Origin of the sequence: Celerinatantimonas diazotrophica, assembly GCF_004339545.1 — a bacterium.
Classification (GTDB): domain Bacteria; phylum Pseudomonadota; class Gammaproteobacteria; order Enterobacterales; family Celerinatantimonadaceae; genus Celerinatantimonas; species Celerinatantimonas diazotrophica.
This window is the reverse complement of sequence record NZ_SMGD01000003.1, coordinates 63,424-78,051: the sequence shown is the minus strand read 5'-3', so window position 1 is coordinate 78,051 and position 14,628 is coordinate 63,424. Positions and strand designations below refer to the sequence as shown.

Genomic DNA, 14,628 nt, shown 5'->3' with positions numbered 1-14,628 from the left:
TTGCTATTTTCTAAAAGGTCTAGTTATTCAGCGATAACACTGACGAACTTACGATTCTTAGGACCTTTTATTTCAAACTTCACTGTTCCTTCAGCAGTCGCAAACAAGGTATGGTCTTTACCTAAACCAACGTTTGCACCGGCATGGAATTTAGTACCACGCTGACGAACAAGAATGTTACCCGCTAAAACAGATTCACCACCAAAACGTTTAACGCCCAGGCGTTTACTTTCTGAGTCACGACCGTTACGGGTGCTACCACCTGCTTTTTTATGTGCCATGAGTGAGACTCCTAATTAAGCGTTAATACCGGTAATACGAACTTCAGTAAACCACTGGCGGTGACCAGCTTGTTTCCGAGCATGTTTACGGCGACGGAACTTGACGATTTTCACTTTATCGCCACGACCGTGAGAAACAACTTCTGCTGTTACTTTACTACCTTCAACATAAGGCGCGCCGATTTTAACATCTTCACCGTTGGCTATCATCAGAACGTTGTCAAACTCGACAGTAGCGCCAGTTTCAACTTCTAACTTTTCCAGGCGAATGGTTTGACCTTCGGCGACACGGTGCTGTTTACCACCACTTTGGATAACCGCGTACATAATTCAAACTCCGCTAGCGCCTAAATTACTTTTCGATGTATAGGCGCATTAAATTCTTAACAATGGCCGCGAATTCTACGCAAAATCGAGCAGCTCGGCAAGTCCAAACTGTAAAAAAGTCTAAAAAACATTCACTCTTAAGAAAAAAGCACCATCAAAGCTGCGTTTATGCGACTTTTCATGTAAAATTTGCCTCATTCTTGCCTTGCGCCAAACTAATAAAAGGTAATCGTACAACTTTATGGATCTCCAAGCCATTCGCGATTTATCCGAAAAGGATATGAACGCCGTCAACCAATTGATCTATCAAGAATTAAGTTCTGATGTTGCACTGATAAACCAAGTGGCAGTCTATATTGTCAACAGCGGTGGCAAACGGATGCGCCCTCTCCTTGCGGTGCTAGCCAGCCAAGCGCTTGGTTATAATCAAGGTGACGATCATATAAAGATGGCTGCCATCATTGAGTTTATTCATACTTCGACTCTGCTGCATGACGATGTCGTCGATGAATCAGAACAGCGTCGGGGACAAGACACTGCTAATGAGCGTTTTGGTAATGCTCCAAGTGTCTTAGTCGGGGACTTTCTTTACACCCGGGCATTTCAGTTGATGACGCAGCTACACGACCTAAAAATCATGAATATTTTGGCCGAAGCGACAAACATCATCGCCGAAGGTGAAGTTCAACAGCTGATGAATTGCAATAACCCGGATATTAGCGAAGCGGATTACTTCAAAGTCATTTATTGTAAGACAGCAAAACTGTTTGAAGCCGCAACGCGACTGGCCGCAGTACTAGCCAAACAGGATGAAAAAATAGAGCAGGCACTTGCTAATTACGGCAAATATTTGGGGACTGCATTTCAGATTATGGACGATATTCTTGATTATGACGCTGACACGTCCAAAACTGGTAAAAATGTCGGCGACGATTTAGCCGAAGGAAAGCCCACCTTACCGCTTCTTTATGCTATGCACCATGGGAATACAGAGCAAGCCCAAATGATTCGTCAAACGATTGAACAAGGTGATGGCCGTGGTCGGTTTGATGAGGTTCTTAGTACCATGCGTGAAACCGGTGCGCTAGAATATAGTCATCGCGCGGCCCAAGCGGAAGCAGATAAAGCCATTGCCGCGTTATCTATTCTTGAAGATTCACCCTATAAAGAAGCATTAATTGGCTTGGCTCATATTGCGGCGGAACGCCAAAATTAATGACCAAGAGCGGTACTCAGTCACCGCTCTTAGCTCTTCTTCTCTGGTTTTGGACTCAATGTCGCAAGACACTCTCCCCAGCAAAAACTGATCTAATACATCTTTAATAATTTATTGAGATGTAATACTGAGGAAGTCGCTGCCTTATTTTCCTTATATGCCTTTATTTAGTTGATAATCAATTTAACTAATTGATTAGAAACGCTATGCTTAATATACATATTATCAACTAGAGGAAGTCTTATATGTTTGAATCTAAAGAAGGTCAAGCCGTCCCTCAGGTCACCTTCCCGATTCGTCAAAATGATGAATGGATAAATATCACCAGCGACGCGCTCTTTAAAAATAAAACGGTCATTGTATTTAGTCTCCCCGGGGCTTTTACTCCAACATGTTCATCGGCTCATCTGCCGCGTTATAACGAGCTGTATTCTGTTTTTAAAGCGCACGGAATCGATGATATTCTTTGTGTTGCAGTCAATGATACGTTTGTAATGAATGCTTGGAAAGATAGCCAAGAAGCAGACAATATCACCTTTGTGCCCGATGGTAATGCTGAATTTACCGACGGTATGGGGATGTTGGTTGATAAAAAAGATCTCGGTTTTGGCAAACGCTCATGGCGTTATAGCATGCTAGTTAAAGATGGCATCATCAAAAAAATGTTTATTGAACCTGATGAACCAGGTGACCCATTCAAAGTTTCTGATGCAGATACCATGCTCCAATATATTGCACCGGATTATCAGACTCAAGAATCAGTTACCATGTTTACCAAACCAGGTTGCCCATTTTGTGCCAAAGCCAAACACTTGCTCTCTGACAAAGGGCTCCAGTTTGAAGAAGTTGTTTTAGGTAAAGACGCGACCACGGTTAGTTTAAGGGCAGTTTCTGGCTCGGTGACAACACCACAAGTATTTATTGGCGGTAAACTCATCGGTGGCAGTGAAGATTTAGCAGCTTACTTAGCTTAACGTTTAAAGCCCCCGAGGGGGCTTTTTTATAGACAGGGTTGGTTTTTCGTAAGCGCTAACCAATCACAGTCTCATCATGCACAAATCGTTCTGTTCCTTTATATGGGAACGAACATTCCTAACCTTTAAGCGTCAATACACTTCATCAAGAGCTAATTTCAATATACTCCAGTAGTATCACGAGAATACAAGAGGTTTTAACCGCCTAAATGTTCGGCTAAATAATCCACCATTAAGCGCACTTTAAGCGACAATAACCGATTATGCGGAAACAGCGCCCAAACGCCTTCACGGTCATCTCGCAATGCAGGCAGTACTTCAATGAGCTCACCATTTTTGAGGTATTCACTGATGTAATAATCTGGTAACTGCACCAACCCCATCCCTTTGCGCGCTGCATCTAAAAGTGCATAACCACTATTACAGGCAACTTTACCACTCACTTTTAAAGTGCGAGCATAGCCATCGACTTTAAATCGCCAATGATCATAGGTTCCCACCAAGCACTGATGCCCATTCAGTTCAGAAAGGGTATGAGGTGTACCATATCGTTCTAAATAATCTTGAGTTGCACAGACATAGAGTTGACGATTACATAGCTTTCGATAAGCAAAGCTTGAGTCATCTAACTGCCCCAGTCTTACCGCGATATCGACGCTCTGCTCAATCAAATCTAACTTACGGTTAGTCAGCACTAACTCTAATTCAAGCTCTGGATACACTTTTAAAAAGTCATGTAACAGCGGTGCTATTTTACGCTCACCATAATTAACTGGCGCAGTGACTTTGACTTTCCCTTTAGGCGTTTGTTGCATCTGTGTCACAACGAGCTCAGCCTGAGAGAGCCCTTCCACTAATAGCCGACAATGCTGATAATAAAGCTCGCCAGCTTCACTCAGAGACACCTTACGTGTCGTTCGATGCAAGAGTTTTACACCTAAGCGTTGCTCCAGCAGATTGACTCGCCGGCTAATATTGGCAACCGACGTAGCTAATCGCTTGGCGGCATGGGTAAAACTACGAGTATCAGCCACAGCCACAAATTCATTAACGCCTTCCCAATTCGCCATACCATCTCAATTATTACAAATATGTAAAAGTAATTCTTATTTTGCCCTGATTATCAATCAAAATCGAACAACTATAATTAAATTTTGGTTCAACCAGCCATCTCAATCAAAAAGAGGAAGCGCACATGCCACAAGATAAGTTTATTAAATCCCGAGCAGCGGTTGCTTGGGGACCCAATCAACCTCTCAAAGTTGAAGAAGTTGATGTCATGTTGCCACGTAAAGGTGAAGTACTCATTCGTATCGTGGCTTCCGGAGTTTGCCATACGGATGCCTTCACCCTCTCAGGCGATGATCCAGAAGGCGTATTCCCGGCCATTTTGGGCCATGAAGGTGGCGGCATTGTCGAGATGGTTGGTGAAGGTGTTACCAGTGTCGAAGTGGGCGATCACGTCATTCCCCTTTATACCGCTGAGTGCGGCGAATGCAAATTTTGTAAATCAGGTAAAACAAACCTTTGTTCTGCCGTGCGCGAAACGCAAGGGAAAGGCCTGATGCCAGATGGAACCACACGTTTTTACAAAGATGGCGAGCCGATTTACCACTACATGGGATGCTCCACATTCTCCGAATACACAGTCTTGCCAGAAATTTCTCTGGCAAAAGTCAATAAAACAGCACCATTAGAAGAAGTTTGTCTGCTGGGCTGCGGCGTCACAACAGGCATGGGAGCGGTCATCAATACCGCCAAAGTTCAAAAAGGTGACAATGTCGCAATTTTCGGACTGGGTGGCATTGGCTTGTCGGCTGTTATCGGTGCAAGAATGGCAGGTGCCGGACGTATTATCGGTATTGATATCAATGAGTCTAAATTCGAGCTTGCCAAACAATTGGGAGCAACAGATGTCATTAACCCACAAAAATTCGATAAACCAATTCAAGAAGTCATTATCGATATGACCGATGGTGGCGTTGAATTCTCCTTTGAGTGTATTGGCAATGTCAATGTGATGCGCCAAGCATTGGAATGCTGCCATAAAGGCTGGGGAGAATCCGTGATCATTGGTGTGGCGGGAGCTGGGCAAGAAATTTCGACTCGGCCATTCCAACTGGTCACAGGCCGGGTTTGGCGTGGCAGTGCGTTTGGCGGAGTGAAGGGGCGTTCACAACTACCAGGCATCGTCGAACAATATCTGGCTGGTGAGTTTGGCTTACAAGAGTTTATCACTCATACCATGAGCTTAGATGATATTAACGATGCATTTGAGCTAATGCACAAGGGAGAAAGTATTCGCTCGGTTATTCATTTTTAATTCACTTCCAGAGCTGCTCGCTATGCAGCTCTGGAGACTATCGTTTTGTATTTCCAAATCCCCGAGGAAGCTCTTATGGATTTATCACATGTCAGTCAATCAAAAGTATTTGGCGGTTGGCACAAACAATACCGACATGACTCTAAGATACTGAACTGCCCCATGCGCTTTAGTATTTTTCTCCCTTTGAATGCAACGGATACCACACCAGTTCCGGTATTATATTGGCTGTCAGGTCTCACCTGTACTGATGAAAACTTCATGCAAAAGGCTGGCGCATTTCGCAAAGCAGCCGAGTTGGGCATCGCTATTGTCGCACCAGATACCAGCCCTCGAGGCGACTCGGTTCCAGACGATCCACAGGGCAGTTATGACTTCGGTCTAGGAGCTGGATTTTATCTCAATGCGACTCAAGAACCTTGGAAAAAACATTACCAAATGTATTCGTATATCACTAATGAGCTTCCCAAGCTGATTGAAAAAAATTTTCCGGTCACATCGCGTAAAGCCATTTCAGGGCATAGTATGGGGGGGCATGGCGCATTGACCATTGGTCTTAAAAACCAGGATCAATATGTGTCTATTTCAGCGTTTAGCCCTATTTGCCATCCCAGTATTGTTCCTTGGGGACAAAAAGCCTTTCGCCATTATTTAGGTGAAGATAAATCCAGTTGGTCAGAATATGATGCGACAGAGCTGCTTAAAGCATGGTCATTGAAACGTCCGATTCTTATTGATCAAGGCGATGCAGATAACTTTCTGGAAGAACAGCTCAAACCTGAAATACTACAATCCGTTGCATTACAAAAACAGCTCCCAGTTACTTTGCGCATGCAACCGGGATATGATCACAGTTATTTTTTCATCCAGACTTTTATCGGAGAACATCTTAAGTTCCATGCTCATCATTTAAGTGAGTCTTTATAAACAATTCACTTCCAATATTCAGCAACAGCTGCTCACATCATGGCAGCTGTCCTCTCTTTTCGTTGCCTCGAACATCAAAACTGTGTGTCTGATTAGTCAATCTATTAGGCAAGTCAAAATATAACTATGAATGCTGAAATGACTATTCGTCACGTTTACCAGCCATTGTAGATAACCCCACCGCTAAGGCTGGTTAAAGAAGGGAGAGGGAGTTGGCCGATAAGCCGGGTTCTGTCGTGGACAACCATTCCTCTAGGCCATCAGTCGCCCGATGGCTCAAGCAGCCTACCCGCCCCCAACGCGGGCCGCGCCGTACGGGGGCCTATTTGGCCTTGCTCCGGGTGGAGTTTACCATGCCATGAACAGTTACCTGCCACGCGGTGCGCTCTTACCGCACCCTTTCACCCTTACCTGTGCCCGAAGGCCATCGGCGGTTTGCTCTCTGTTGCACTTGTCGTAAGCTTTCGCTTCCCAGGCGTTACCTGGCACCCTGCCCTATGGAGCCCGGACTTTCCTCCCCTTTGCCCGTCTGCCCAACCAAGGACACAACGACAAAGCGGCGATTGTCTGGCCAACTCCGCGGCGCAGCATAGGGGATGGAGGCACAAGAGTCAAGCAAAGTTCGCCTACAACCCCATCTCCAACCCTAATTTATAGAGCATATTCTTTTTCAACTGATAAATTTGTGCTGTTAGCGCTGCCGCCTTTTTAAGTGGTAACTCTTGGCTTAACAAACTTAGCGTCTGCCTAGCCTCACCAGAGATGGCATCAGGATCTTTTACAAATCCTGCGATCATTAATACGATTTCGCCTTTTTGCTGGTCACTGTCACTTTTGACCCAAGCCAACATATCACCCGCACTTTTACTCGCAAAAGTCTCGAATGTTTTGGTTAACTCGCGAGCCAATACCAACTGCCGATCAGCCCCGAGCACCTCGATAATATCACTGAGAGTGTCGACAATCCGATGAGGAGATTCATAAAAAACTAACGTAGCGGACTGTTCTTTTAATGCCTCAAGAGTTTGCTTACGCGCATGCGATTTAGCTGGAAAAAAACCTTCATAGTGAAACCGATCAGTAGGCAAACCAGCAGCAGACAACGCAGTAATTGCAGCACAAGCCCCCGGAACAGGAATCACTTGAATATCAGAGCTCCGGCAGAGGTTTACCAATCGATAGCCGGGATCATTAATTAAAGGCGTGCCCGCATCCGAAACCAATGCCAGATTTTGCCCTGCAACAAGTCGCTCAACCATTGCGGCTGCCTTTTGTTGTTCATTATGGTCATGAAAAGCAATGCACGGTGTCGCAATATCAAAATGTCGTAACAGTCGCCCCGTATTGCGCGTATCTTCAGCACAGATAAAATCGACCTCGGCGAGGGTTGTCAACGCTCTTTGCGATATATCAGCTAGGTTACCAATCGGCGTTGCCACTACATATAACGAGCCTTGCTCAGCCATTATTCTTCGCTCCTTAATCAAGATGTTGCAACTGTAAAGAAAAGCACTGGCAAGCTCAATGACTAATGTTGATTGTCGATGGTCGCTGGATTATTTGGCGCTAGACTTTTAAGATATCACCTGTATTTATCTCTATTTAGCTACAGCAGGTCATTTTGTTCATGAAAACTATGTCGTATTGGCGCATTTTAATTCCTACGCTTGGCTTATTGCTACTGACCGCCTGTAGCTCCAATGGCATTGCGCCCAAGCTAACCGCTCAGCATCCACCATCGATTACTCAATGGGCGCAGTACGATGCGACAGATTATCTCGCGCAGGCTAAAGCCGTCCAAGGCCCTTTAATTTTTGACTGGCAGTTACTGGCGGCTAAAGCGTATATTCAAAATGGACAAATGGGTCAGGGACAACAATTACTCGAAACACTCCACCTTAAAGCTCACTCCGCCCGACAAAAAGCGGCTTGGCGATTAGTCTCAGCTTATGCAGCACAGCTTAATCATCATCCTCTACAAGCTATCAAGTGGCTGCAATTTCCGAGCGATGAGCAGTCGTTGCCTAAGGACTATTACAAAAGCGCCTATCAACAATTGGCCCAACTTTATGAATCTCAACATCAGCCCATCAATGCAGCTAATGCACTGATTAAATTAGAACCTTATTTACCCCAGCAGCAAGTCAACAATAATCGTCATCATATTTGGCAACTACTGAAGCCATTAAGTAGCTTTAAATTACGCAGCTATGAACAGCCCGGACAGGATATGCTTAACGGCTATTTAGAACTCATTGCGATCAGTAATGAGCCAGTGAAAAGCCCTCAGCAATTACTTGATCGGCTCAACCAATGGAAACAAACCTACCCAAATAACCCAGCTGCTAATTTCATTCAAGGCAGCTTAAGTAAAGCGCTTCAACGTAGCTTATATCAACCTAAGAAAATTGCAGTTCTGCTGCCACTTTCTGGCCACTTTGCTCAAAGTGGTCAATGGGTACGCGACGGACTCTTAGCAGCCTACAGCGACTTAGACCGAGGGAATGTACAACTCGATTTTATTGATACGAACAGCCAAAGCATGGCAACGATCGGTCATAAAATTACGGCACTCAATAGTGATTTTATTATTGGTCCGTTACTAAAGAGCAATGTTCGTGAATACGCTAAATTGGATCTAAACAAGCCTTGGCTAGCCCTGAATAACCTTGATGATGTCAACGCAGATAATAATGACCGTGCTAAGCGTTATAGTCTGTCACTCGATCCAGAAACAGAAGCTGTACAGGCAGCGATTCAAATGAGCAATTTAGGTGCAATCCACCCATTATTACTCGTACCTGATAATGACATTGGGAAGCGAATGGCGGACAGTTTTAGCCTAACGTGGCAGAAAAATCATAAAGATATGCCTGATATCACTTTCTATCATGGCCGCAATGACTTACAAAATGCGGTTAAACGCATGCTTCTGACTACCCAAAGTGCACAGCGTATTAATCGAATCAAGGCATTGCTGGGGCAAGATTTAAAAACAGAAGTCCGTTCGAGACGTGACTCGAATAGTGTCTATATTGTGGCCAATAATATTGATACTAAGCTTATCGTTCCCTTTATTAGTGTCACAATCAGTCCATTTGCCAAACCTCTGCAACTTTTTGGTAGTTCGCGTAGCCATCAAGAAGGGGTCAATAATAATGAACTTAACGGTATGAGTGTCACCGAAATGCCATGGTTATTAGATAAAGTCAGTGACAATGCCCAGCGGTTCGCAAAACTCTGGCCACATGCAACGGATACTGATAAAAGTTTATATGCGATAGGTTATGATGCTTATAAAATTCTGCCACACCTTGCCCAAATGCGGGGCTTTAAAGATTATCATCTGCAAGGACTTACAGGGATTTTAAGTGTGACAGAAAATGGAACGATTCATCGCCAGCTAGTATGGAGCAGTTATCAGGATGGCCATCTGGAATCTGTTTACGAACAATAATCCTAAAACGCAGACGACCCGGGTTCGAGGTCAGCAGGGAGAAGATTTAGCCTGCCATTATTTGCAAGCGCAAGGATTAAAAATTATCAGGCGAAATTATTACTGCAAAGGCGGTGAAATCGATATTATCGCGCAAGACAAAGACGTGTTAGTTTTTGTTGAAGTCCGGATGCGCAAAAATCGTCGTTATGGTGGTGCTCTTGCCAGCGTAGATGCAGCCAAACAGCAAAAATTGCGTCATAGCGCCTACTGTTATTTGAACCAGCAGCAAATAAATCCCACCCAACTAGCAGTTCGATTTGATATTATAGCGATCGAGCAAGCGGAGCAAATCCACTGGTTAAAAAATGCGTTTGGGGAGTAGTATGCAAGAGCGTATCAAAGAGATTTTTCGCGAAAGTATTCAGACAAAAATAGCTGCAGCTGAAGCACTGCCAGATAGTATTGAAAAAGGCGCAACTACTATTGCGCACAGCCTGTTAAATGGAAACAAAATTCTGACCTGTGGCAATGGTATTGCAGCCAGTTTAGCCCATCTTTTAACCTGTCAGTTGGTAAACCGGTTTGAAGCTGAGCGTCCAAGCCTACCCGCATTATCATTATGTGCAGATCAAGCTTTGATTGGTGCCATCGCTGGCGACGGAGTCATGGATGATATCTATGCAAAACAGATTAGAGCTTTGGGGCAAGCCGGAGATGTTTTAGTCGCCATTACCGATGATGGTAATGCCCGTAATCTAACCAAAGCACTGGAAGCTGCAGTAAACCGCGATATGACCATCATTGCGTTATCTGGCAAAGATGGTGGTGAAATGGCGGGCTTACTCAGCCAACAAGACGTCGAGATTCGAGTCCCGTCAGACCGAAGTGTGCGAATTTTTGAAGTGCATCATCTGACTCTCAACAGTATGTGTGATTTGGTTGACCATATGCTGTTTCCTCGTCAAGATAGCTAAGACTCATAATAAAGGTAATTCAACATGCGTAAAATGCTTCCCGTTGCTTTGGCAGTAACATTGATGTTGCAAGGATGCGCGGCTGGAGTTATTGCCGTCGGTGCCGGAGTTGCCACTGATTCTGCGATGGATAATCGAACTGTGGGCACCCAGATTGATGATCAAACTGTATCACTACGTGTCACTCACGCACTTGGAACCCATAAAAAACTATGGGAAGACAGCAATTTATCCCCTGTTGTACTTGATGGGCAAGTGTTAATGATTGGCCAAACGCCAACACCACAAATGCGCAATCAGATCACTGAGATTGTCAAAAACGTAGATGGTGTGAGAAAAGTTCTGAATGAAGTTCGACTGGGACAACCCATATCAGTCTCTACTGAAGCCCGAGACACTTGGATTACGACTAAAGTCAAAGCGCGGTTGTATGCCAATAAAATTCCACCAGGAAGAATTAAAGTGATCACTGAAAATAGTGAAGTATTTTTAGTCGGAGTGGTCACTGAAAAACAAGCGAACATAGCGGTGAATGAAGCGCGCTATGTCAGTGGTGTCAGTCGCGTAATCAAATTCTTTAAAATTATTAAGCCATCTAAATAGCATATGATAGACAACAAATAGCCCGCTATAAGCGGGCTTTCATGATTGCTATTTAATCACACGAAGTGAGGGTCGCCCTTTACCTTTGGGAGGAGTTGGCGGTTCATCATCATTTTCTTCATCTGATTCAGCGACAACTTCTTCATCTACAGGGCGCAGCGCTGGCTCATGTGCTTTGGAAGCACCATCTTCACCTTGCTGATCATAATATGGGTCAGGTTCAAACATTGTTCCAGCACCATTTTCACGCGCATAAATTGCCAGAACAGCCCCCATAGGGATATAAACTTGGAAAGGGACTCCGCCAAAGCGAGCATTAAAACTCACATCTTCCATTCCCATATTAAACTGCCCCACAGCATTCGGTGAAATATTCAAAACAATCTGCCCGTTTTGTACAAATTGTTGAGGCACTTCAACCCCAAAATAGGTTGCATCAACTACCAAATGAGGCGTCAGCTGATTATCCAGTAGCCAGTCAAAAAAGGCTCTGAGTAAATAAGGACGGTTAGGAGTCATATCATTCATATTAGTTTAATGGACCAGTACGCAACTCACGCTCAACTTCAGTCAATGAAGCCTGAAACGAATCCCGTTCAAATACACGCAACATATACGCTTTGACAGATTTAGCGCCAGAACCAGTTAGCTCGATACCAAGCTCCGGCAAACGCCATAATAGTGGTGCCATATAGCAATCCACTAAAGTAAATTCTTCGCTCATAAAGTATGGGTATTCAGCAAAGACCGGACCTAGTGCTAATAGGCTTTCTTTAAGTTCTTGACGAGCTTGCTGAATATTATCCCCATCCATAATGCGTTTAGCCAGTGAATACCAGTCGTTTTCGATCCGGTACATCATCAGCCGGCTAGAGCCACGAGATACAGGATATACAGGCATCAATGGCGGATGAGGAAACCGCTCATCTAAATATTCCATAATAATCTGAGCTTGGTATAAAACCAACTCACGATCCACCAGTGTCGGAACACTGTTATATGGGTTCAACTCGATTAAATCTTCAGGCAACACATCGGGGGATACCTGATGGATCTCAACACTCACGCCTTTTTCGGCCAAAACAATTCGAACTTGGTGACTATATAAATCGTTGGCACCCGAAAACAGTGTCATCACTGAGCGCTTATTGGCAGCAATAGCCATTGAACCCTCCAAAACCTTCATTTAGCGAATATTATTCAGACTCTACAGACTAATTATAATGTCAACTCATTGATATTTAGTCAGCTATAGAGATATCAGCATAAGATTGTATCAAATTTCGCGACTCTTGGGGGAAATTTAGCCCCCTGTCTAGGACAAGATACAGATCAAATAATAAAGCCCGGCAATACACCGGGCTTTTTCATCACAATACCAGTTAATTTGACAATTAACGTTTTGAGTATTGTGGACGTTTACGCGCTTTGTGCAAACCAACTTTCTTACGTTCAACTTTACGAGCATCACGAGTAACATAACCTGCTTTACGCAGATCACCACGCAGACTTTCGTCGTATTGCATGAGTGCACGAGTGATCCCGTGACGAATAGCGCCAGCTTGACCAGAGGTACCACCGCCAACAACAGTGATGTTCAAGTCAACTTTTTCCAGTAATTCAGTCAGTTCAAGTGGTTGACGAACAACCATCCGAGCTGTTTCACGACCGAAATAAGTTTCTAGTGAACGTTTATTAATAGTGATATTGCCGCTTCCTGCTTTCAAGAATACTCGAGCAGTTGAGCTTTTGCGACGGCCTGTGCCGTAGTATTGATTCTCAGCCATTTTCTAATTCCGTAACTTAAATGTCTAAAACCTGTGGTTGCTGAGCTGCATGGGTATGCTCAGGACCGGCGAATACTTTCAGTTTACGGAACATTGCACGGCCCAGAGGACCTTTTGGCAACATACCTTTCACTGCTGACTGGATAACACGTTCAGGTGCTTTATCAATTAATTTATCAAAAGTAATTGATTTAAGCCCACCTGGGTAACCAGTGTGCGAGTGATAGACTTTGTTTTTCGCTTTGTTACCAGTTACGGCAACTTTTTCTGCGTTGACCACGATGATGTAATCACCAGTATCAACATGCGGAGTATATTCCGGTTTATGTTTACCACGCAGACGAGTCGCGATTTCAGTAGCTAGGCGACCTAACGTTTTACCTTCCGCGTCAACAACGAACCATTCACGTTTAACCGATTCTGGTTTTGCTACAAAAGTTTTCATTTGTATATAACCCAAAAAAACTGTTACAAATAACTTGCTAATCATTTAACAAGCATAAAAAAGCTAGCCTGCTACCCCTTCGAGTATGGCTGCTGTATAAACTATTACGCCACCTTATTGGCAGCTGGTAACGTGGGCATGCGTATTATAGGCAAAGGAGTTATAAAGATCACCCCCAATTTGCAGAAAATTTCACCGTTATACCCAGAGTCAGTTCAATTTATGGTAAGTGCTCAAGATCTAAATATTCTTGGGAGTCCATCTGCTGTAATCTAGAGCAACAACGCTGATATTCAAATGCCAGTCGTTGCCCTTCATAGAGATCTTGCGGTCTGGCTTGCATACTCGCCACGATAATGACATGCCGTTCATAAAATTCATCAACGAGCGTGATAAAACGGCGCAAGGCATCGCTCTGGTCGTCATTAAGAAGTGGAATATCACCAATGATAACGGTATGAAAACGATGAGCTAGTTCAATATAATCATTGGCAGAACGAGCACTTTGGCATAATCGAGAAAAATCACTATATAACACCCCGTTGTAGCAGCCGCGACAGGCCACTTTACGATGGTTTACTTCAATTTCTTGTGGATTAGGCAGAGTATGAGTTAACTGCTCAAACATCTTGTTGAGCGAGGTTGTCGCTGACTCTGATAAAGGCCAATAAAAACAATGACCACTTTGAATGACATTTTGTCTGTAATCGGTTGGCCCATCTAAATTAATCACCTCGCAATGGCGTTTAATGAGCGCTATCGCTGGTAAAAAACGACTACGCTGCAATCCATTATGATAAAGATCATCCGGTACAATATTTGATGTAGCGACCAGTGATATACCACGCCTAAAAAGTGCCGAAAACAACGTGCCAAGCAACATGGCATCCGTAATATCGGTGACAAAAAATTCATCAAAACAAATCAAACGAACCTGCTGGGCTATCTGCTCAGCAATTTTTTCAAGTGGATCGGTTTGACCTTGATATATTTTTAACTGCTGATGAATATCTTGCATAAAGTGGTAGAAATGCTGTCGTCGAACCACTGATGCTGGCAAACTAGCAACCAATAAATCCATTAAATAGGTTTTACCACGCCCAACGCCACCCCATAAATAGACACCTCGAATCGGGTCATTTAGAGTTGTTTTAGCCGTAAAGCGTTGCCACCAACGGGTTTTGGGCACGAGTGAATCCGGCTTCGGTTGCGAAAAAGCACGATGAACACGCTCAAGTTCATCAACCACTTGCATCTGCGCGGCATCAAATACAATTTTTTGTTCACTGATATCTTTTTTATAACGCTGCTTTGGGGAGAGCACAGTTCAAT

At 44.0% G+C, this 14,628-nt stretch carries 17 protein-coding genes and 1 other RNA gene; 8 read left to right on the top strand and 10 right to left on the bottom strand.

Going from position 1 to position 14,628, the window contains the following annotated elements:
* Window positions 1–23: 23 nt before the first annotated feature.
* Both rpmA and rplU read right to left on the bottom strand, forming a co-directional pair.
* Window positions 24–281, bottom strand: coding sequence for a 50S ribosomal protein L27 (gene rpmA, locus EV690_RS01710; RefSeq protein ID WP_131911222.1), 258 nt, complete (start codon window positions 279–281; stop codon window positions 24–26).
* A gap of 15 nt (window positions 282–296) precedes the next feature.
* A complete protein-coding gene (gene rplU, locus EV690_RS01705; RefSeq protein ID WP_131911221.1) occupies window positions 297–608 on the bottom strand; it encodes a 50S ribosomal protein L21 in 312 nt (103 codons plus the stop codon).
* 241 nt (window positions 609–849) lie between these two features.
* Between rplU and ispB the strand changes: the two genes are divergently transcribed.
* Window positions 850–1,824: an octaprenyl diphosphate synthase gene (gene ispB, locus EV690_RS01700; RefSeq protein WP_131911220.1), complete on the top strand. Its 975-nt coding sequence runs from the start codon at window positions 850–852 to the stop codon at window positions 1,822–1,824.
* A 245-nt stretch (window positions 1,825–2,069) separates the two neighbouring features.
* On the top strand, window positions 2,070–2,798 hold the full coding sequence (locus EV690_RS01695; protein ID WP_131911219.1) for a glutathione peroxidase: 729 nt from the start codon (window positions 2,070–2,072) through the stop codon (window positions 2,796–2,798).
* 197 nt (window positions 2,799–2,995) lie between these two features.
* On the opposite strand, the gene EV690_RS01690 is transcribed toward EV690_RS01695, so the two are convergent.
* On the bottom strand, window positions 2,996–3,868 hold the full coding sequence (locus tag EV690_RS01690) for a LysR family transcriptional regulator (RefSeq protein ID WP_131911218.1): 873 nt from the start codon (window positions 3,866–3,868) through the stop codon (window positions 2,996–2,998).
* Between the two features lie 125 nt (window positions 3,869–3,993).
* Here EV690_RS01690 and EV690_RS01685 point away from each other — a divergent pair, with 125 nt between their 5' ends.
* Together EV690_RS01685 and fghA are read left to right on the top strand one after the other, a co-directional pair.
* Window positions 3,994–5,121, top strand: coding sequence for an S-(hydroxymethyl)glutathione dehydrogenase/class III alcohol dehydrogenase (locus tag EV690_RS01685; RefSeq protein ID WP_131911217.1), 1,128 nt, complete (start codon window positions 3,994–3,996; stop codon window positions 5,119–5,121).
* A gap of 75 nt (window positions 5,122–5,196) precedes the next feature.
* The gene (gene fghA / locus EV690_RS01680; RefSeq protein ID WP_131911216.1) at window positions 5,197–6,048 is read left to right on the top strand and encodes an S-formylglutathione hydrolase; all 852 of its coding nucleotides are present in this window, start codon (window positions 5,197–5,199) and stop codon (window positions 6,046–6,048) included.
* A 204-nt stretch (window positions 6,049–6,252) separates the two neighbouring features.
* On the opposite strand, the gene rnpB is transcribed toward fghA, so the two are convergent.
* Together rnpB and rsmI are read right to left on the bottom strand one after the other, a co-directional pair.
* An RNA gene (gene rnpB / locus EV690_RS01675) (RNase P RNA component class A) lies at window positions 6,253–6,627 on the bottom strand.
* A gap of 47 nt (window positions 6,628–6,674) precedes the next feature.
* Window positions 6,675–7,514 (bottom strand): 16S rRNA (cytidine(1402)-2'-O)-methyltransferase, encoded by an 840-nt coding sequence (gene rsmI, locus EV690_RS01670; RefSeq protein WP_131911215.1) that lies wholly within the window; start codon window positions 7,512–7,514, stop codon window positions 6,675–6,677.
* Window positions 7,515–7,675: 161 nt separating this feature from the next.
* Between rsmI and EV690_RS01665 the strand changes: the two genes are divergently transcribed.
* The 4 genes from EV690_RS01665 to dolP are packed head-to-tail and all read left to right on the top strand — an operon-like array spanning window position 7,676 to window position 11,064.
* Window positions 7,676–9,505, top strand: a complete 1,830-nt coding sequence (locus EV690_RS01665) for a penicillin-binding protein activator (RefSeq protein ID WP_131911214.1) — start codon at window positions 7,676–7,678, stop codon at window positions 9,503–9,505.
* Window positions 9,474–9,869 carry a YraN family protein gene (locus EV690_RS01660; protein WP_131911213.1) on the top strand — a complete coding sequence of 132 codons (396 nt, stop codon included), beginning with the start codon at window positions 9,474–9,476 and terminating at the stop codon, window positions 9,867–9,869. The genes EV690_RS01665 and EV690_RS01660 overlap by 32 nt, the downstream gene beginning before the upstream one ends.
* Window position 9,870: 1 nt before the next feature.
* The gene (locus EV690_RS01655) at window positions 9,871–10,461 is read left to right on the top strand and encodes an SIS domain-containing protein (RefSeq protein ID WP_131911212.1); all 591 of its coding nucleotides are present in this window, start codon (window positions 9,871–9,873) and stop codon (window positions 10,459–10,461) included.
* A 24-nt stretch (window positions 10,462–10,485) separates the two neighbouring features.
* The gene (dolP, locus tag EV690_RS01650; protein WP_224054979.1) at window positions 10,486–11,064 is read left to right on the top strand and encodes a division/outer membrane stress-associated lipid-binding lipoprotein; all 579 of its coding nucleotides are present in this window, start codon (window positions 10,486–10,488) and stop codon (window positions 11,062–11,064) included.
* 48 nt (window positions 11,065–11,112) lie between these two features.
* Here the strand turns inward: dolP and sspB are convergent, their stop codons facing one another.
* From sspB to zapE, 5 genes are all read right to left on the bottom strand, one after another.
* The gene (sspB, locus tag EV690_RS01645) at window positions 11,113–11,592 is read right to left on the bottom strand and encodes a ClpXP protease specificity-enhancing factor (protein ID WP_224054978.1); all 480 of its coding nucleotides are present in this window, start codon (window positions 11,590–11,592) and stop codon (window positions 11,113–11,115) included.
* A 1-nt stretch (window position 11,593) separates the two neighbouring features.
* Window positions 11,594–12,229: a stringent starvation protein SspA gene (gene sspA / locus EV690_RS01640; RefSeq protein ID WP_131911211.1), complete on the bottom strand. Its 636-nt coding sequence runs from the start codon at window positions 12,227–12,229 to the stop codon at window positions 11,594–11,596.
* Window positions 12,230–12,458: 229 nt separating this feature from the next.
* Complete coding sequence (rpsI, locus tag EV690_RS01635) at window positions 12,459–12,851, bottom strand: 30S ribosomal protein S9 (protein ID WP_131911210.1); 393 nt, start codon at window positions 12,849–12,851, stop codon at window positions 12,459–12,461.
* A gap of 16 nt (window positions 12,852–12,867) precedes the next feature.
* Window positions 12,868–13,296 carry a 50S ribosomal protein L13 gene (gene rplM, locus EV690_RS01630; protein ID WP_131911209.1) on the bottom strand — a complete coding sequence of 143 codons (429 nt, stop codon included), beginning with the start codon at window positions 13,294–13,296 and terminating at the stop codon, window positions 12,868–12,870.
* Between the two features lie 220 nt (window positions 13,297–13,516).
* Entirely contained in the window at window positions 13,517–14,620 is a 1,104-nt protein-coding gene (gene zapE, locus EV690_RS01625; protein ID WP_131911208.1) for a cell division protein ZapE, read from the bottom strand.
* Between the last annotated feature and the right edge of the window lie 8 nt (window positions 14,621–14,628).

What these genes read in the sequence shown, in the direction of transcription:
- rpmA (WP_131911222.1), bottom strand. Translation starts at nt 281, where the DNA reads ATGGCACATAAAAAAGCAGGTGGTAGCACCCGTAACGGTCGTGACTCA.
- rplU (WP_131911221.1), bottom strand. Translation starts at nt 608, where the DNA reads ATGTACGCGGTTATCCAAAGTGGTGGTAAACAGCACCGTGTCGCCGAA.
- ispB (WP_131911220.1), top strand. Translation starts at nt 850, where the DNA reads ATGGATCTCCAAGCCATTCGCGATTTATCCGAAAAGGATATGAACGCC.
- EV690_RS01695 (WP_131911219.1), top strand. Translation starts at nt 2,070, where the DNA reads ATGTTTGAATCTAAAGAAGGTCAAGCCGTCCCTCAGGTCACCTTCCCG.
- EV690_RS01690 (WP_131911218.1), bottom strand. Translation starts at nt 3,868, where the DNA reads ATGGCGAATTGGGAAGGCGTTAATGAATTTGTGGCTGTGGCTGATACT.
- EV690_RS01685 (WP_131911217.1), top strand. Translation starts at nt 3,994, where the DNA reads ATGCCACAAGATAAGTTTATTAAATCCCGAGCAGCGGTTGCTTGGGGA.
- fghA (WP_131911216.1), top strand. Translation starts at nt 5,197, where the DNA reads ATGGATTTATCACATGTCAGTCAATCAAAAGTATTTGGCGGTTGGCAC.
- rsmI (WP_131911215.1), bottom strand. Translation starts at nt 7,514, where the DNA reads ATGGCTGAGCAAGGCTCGTTATATGTAGTGGCAACGCCGATTGGTAAC.
- EV690_RS01665 (WP_131911214.1), top strand. Translation starts at nt 7,676, where the DNA reads ATGAAAACTATGTCGTATTGGCGCATTTTAATTCCTACGCTTGGCTTA.
- EV690_RS01660 (WP_131911213.1), top strand. Translation starts at nt 9,474, where the DNA reads ATGGCCATCTGGAATCTGTTTACGAACAATAATCCTAAAACGCAGACG.
- EV690_RS01655 (WP_131911212.1), top strand. Translation starts at nt 9,871, where the DNA reads ATGCAAGAGCGTATCAAAGAGATTTTTCGCGAAAGTATTCAGACAAAA.
- dolP (WP_224054979.1), top strand. Translation starts at nt 10,486, where the DNA reads ATGCGTAAAATGCTTCCCGTTGCTTTGGCAGTAACATTGATGTTGCAA.
- sspB (WP_224054978.1), bottom strand. Translation starts at nt 11,592, where the DNA reads ATGAATGATATGACTCCTAACCGTCCTTATTTACTCAGAGCCTTTTTT.
- sspA (WP_131911211.1), bottom strand. Translation starts at nt 12,229, where the DNA reads ATGGCTATTGCTGCCAATAAGCGCTCAGTGATGACACTGTTTTCGGGT.
- rpsI (WP_131911210.1), bottom strand. Translation starts at nt 12,851, where the DNA reads ATGGCTGAGAATCAATACTACGGCACAGGCCGTCGCAAAAGCTCAACT.
- rplM (WP_131911209.1), bottom strand. Translation starts at nt 13,296, where the DNA reads ATGAAAACTTTTGTAGCAAAACCAGAATCGGTTAAACGTGAATGGTTC.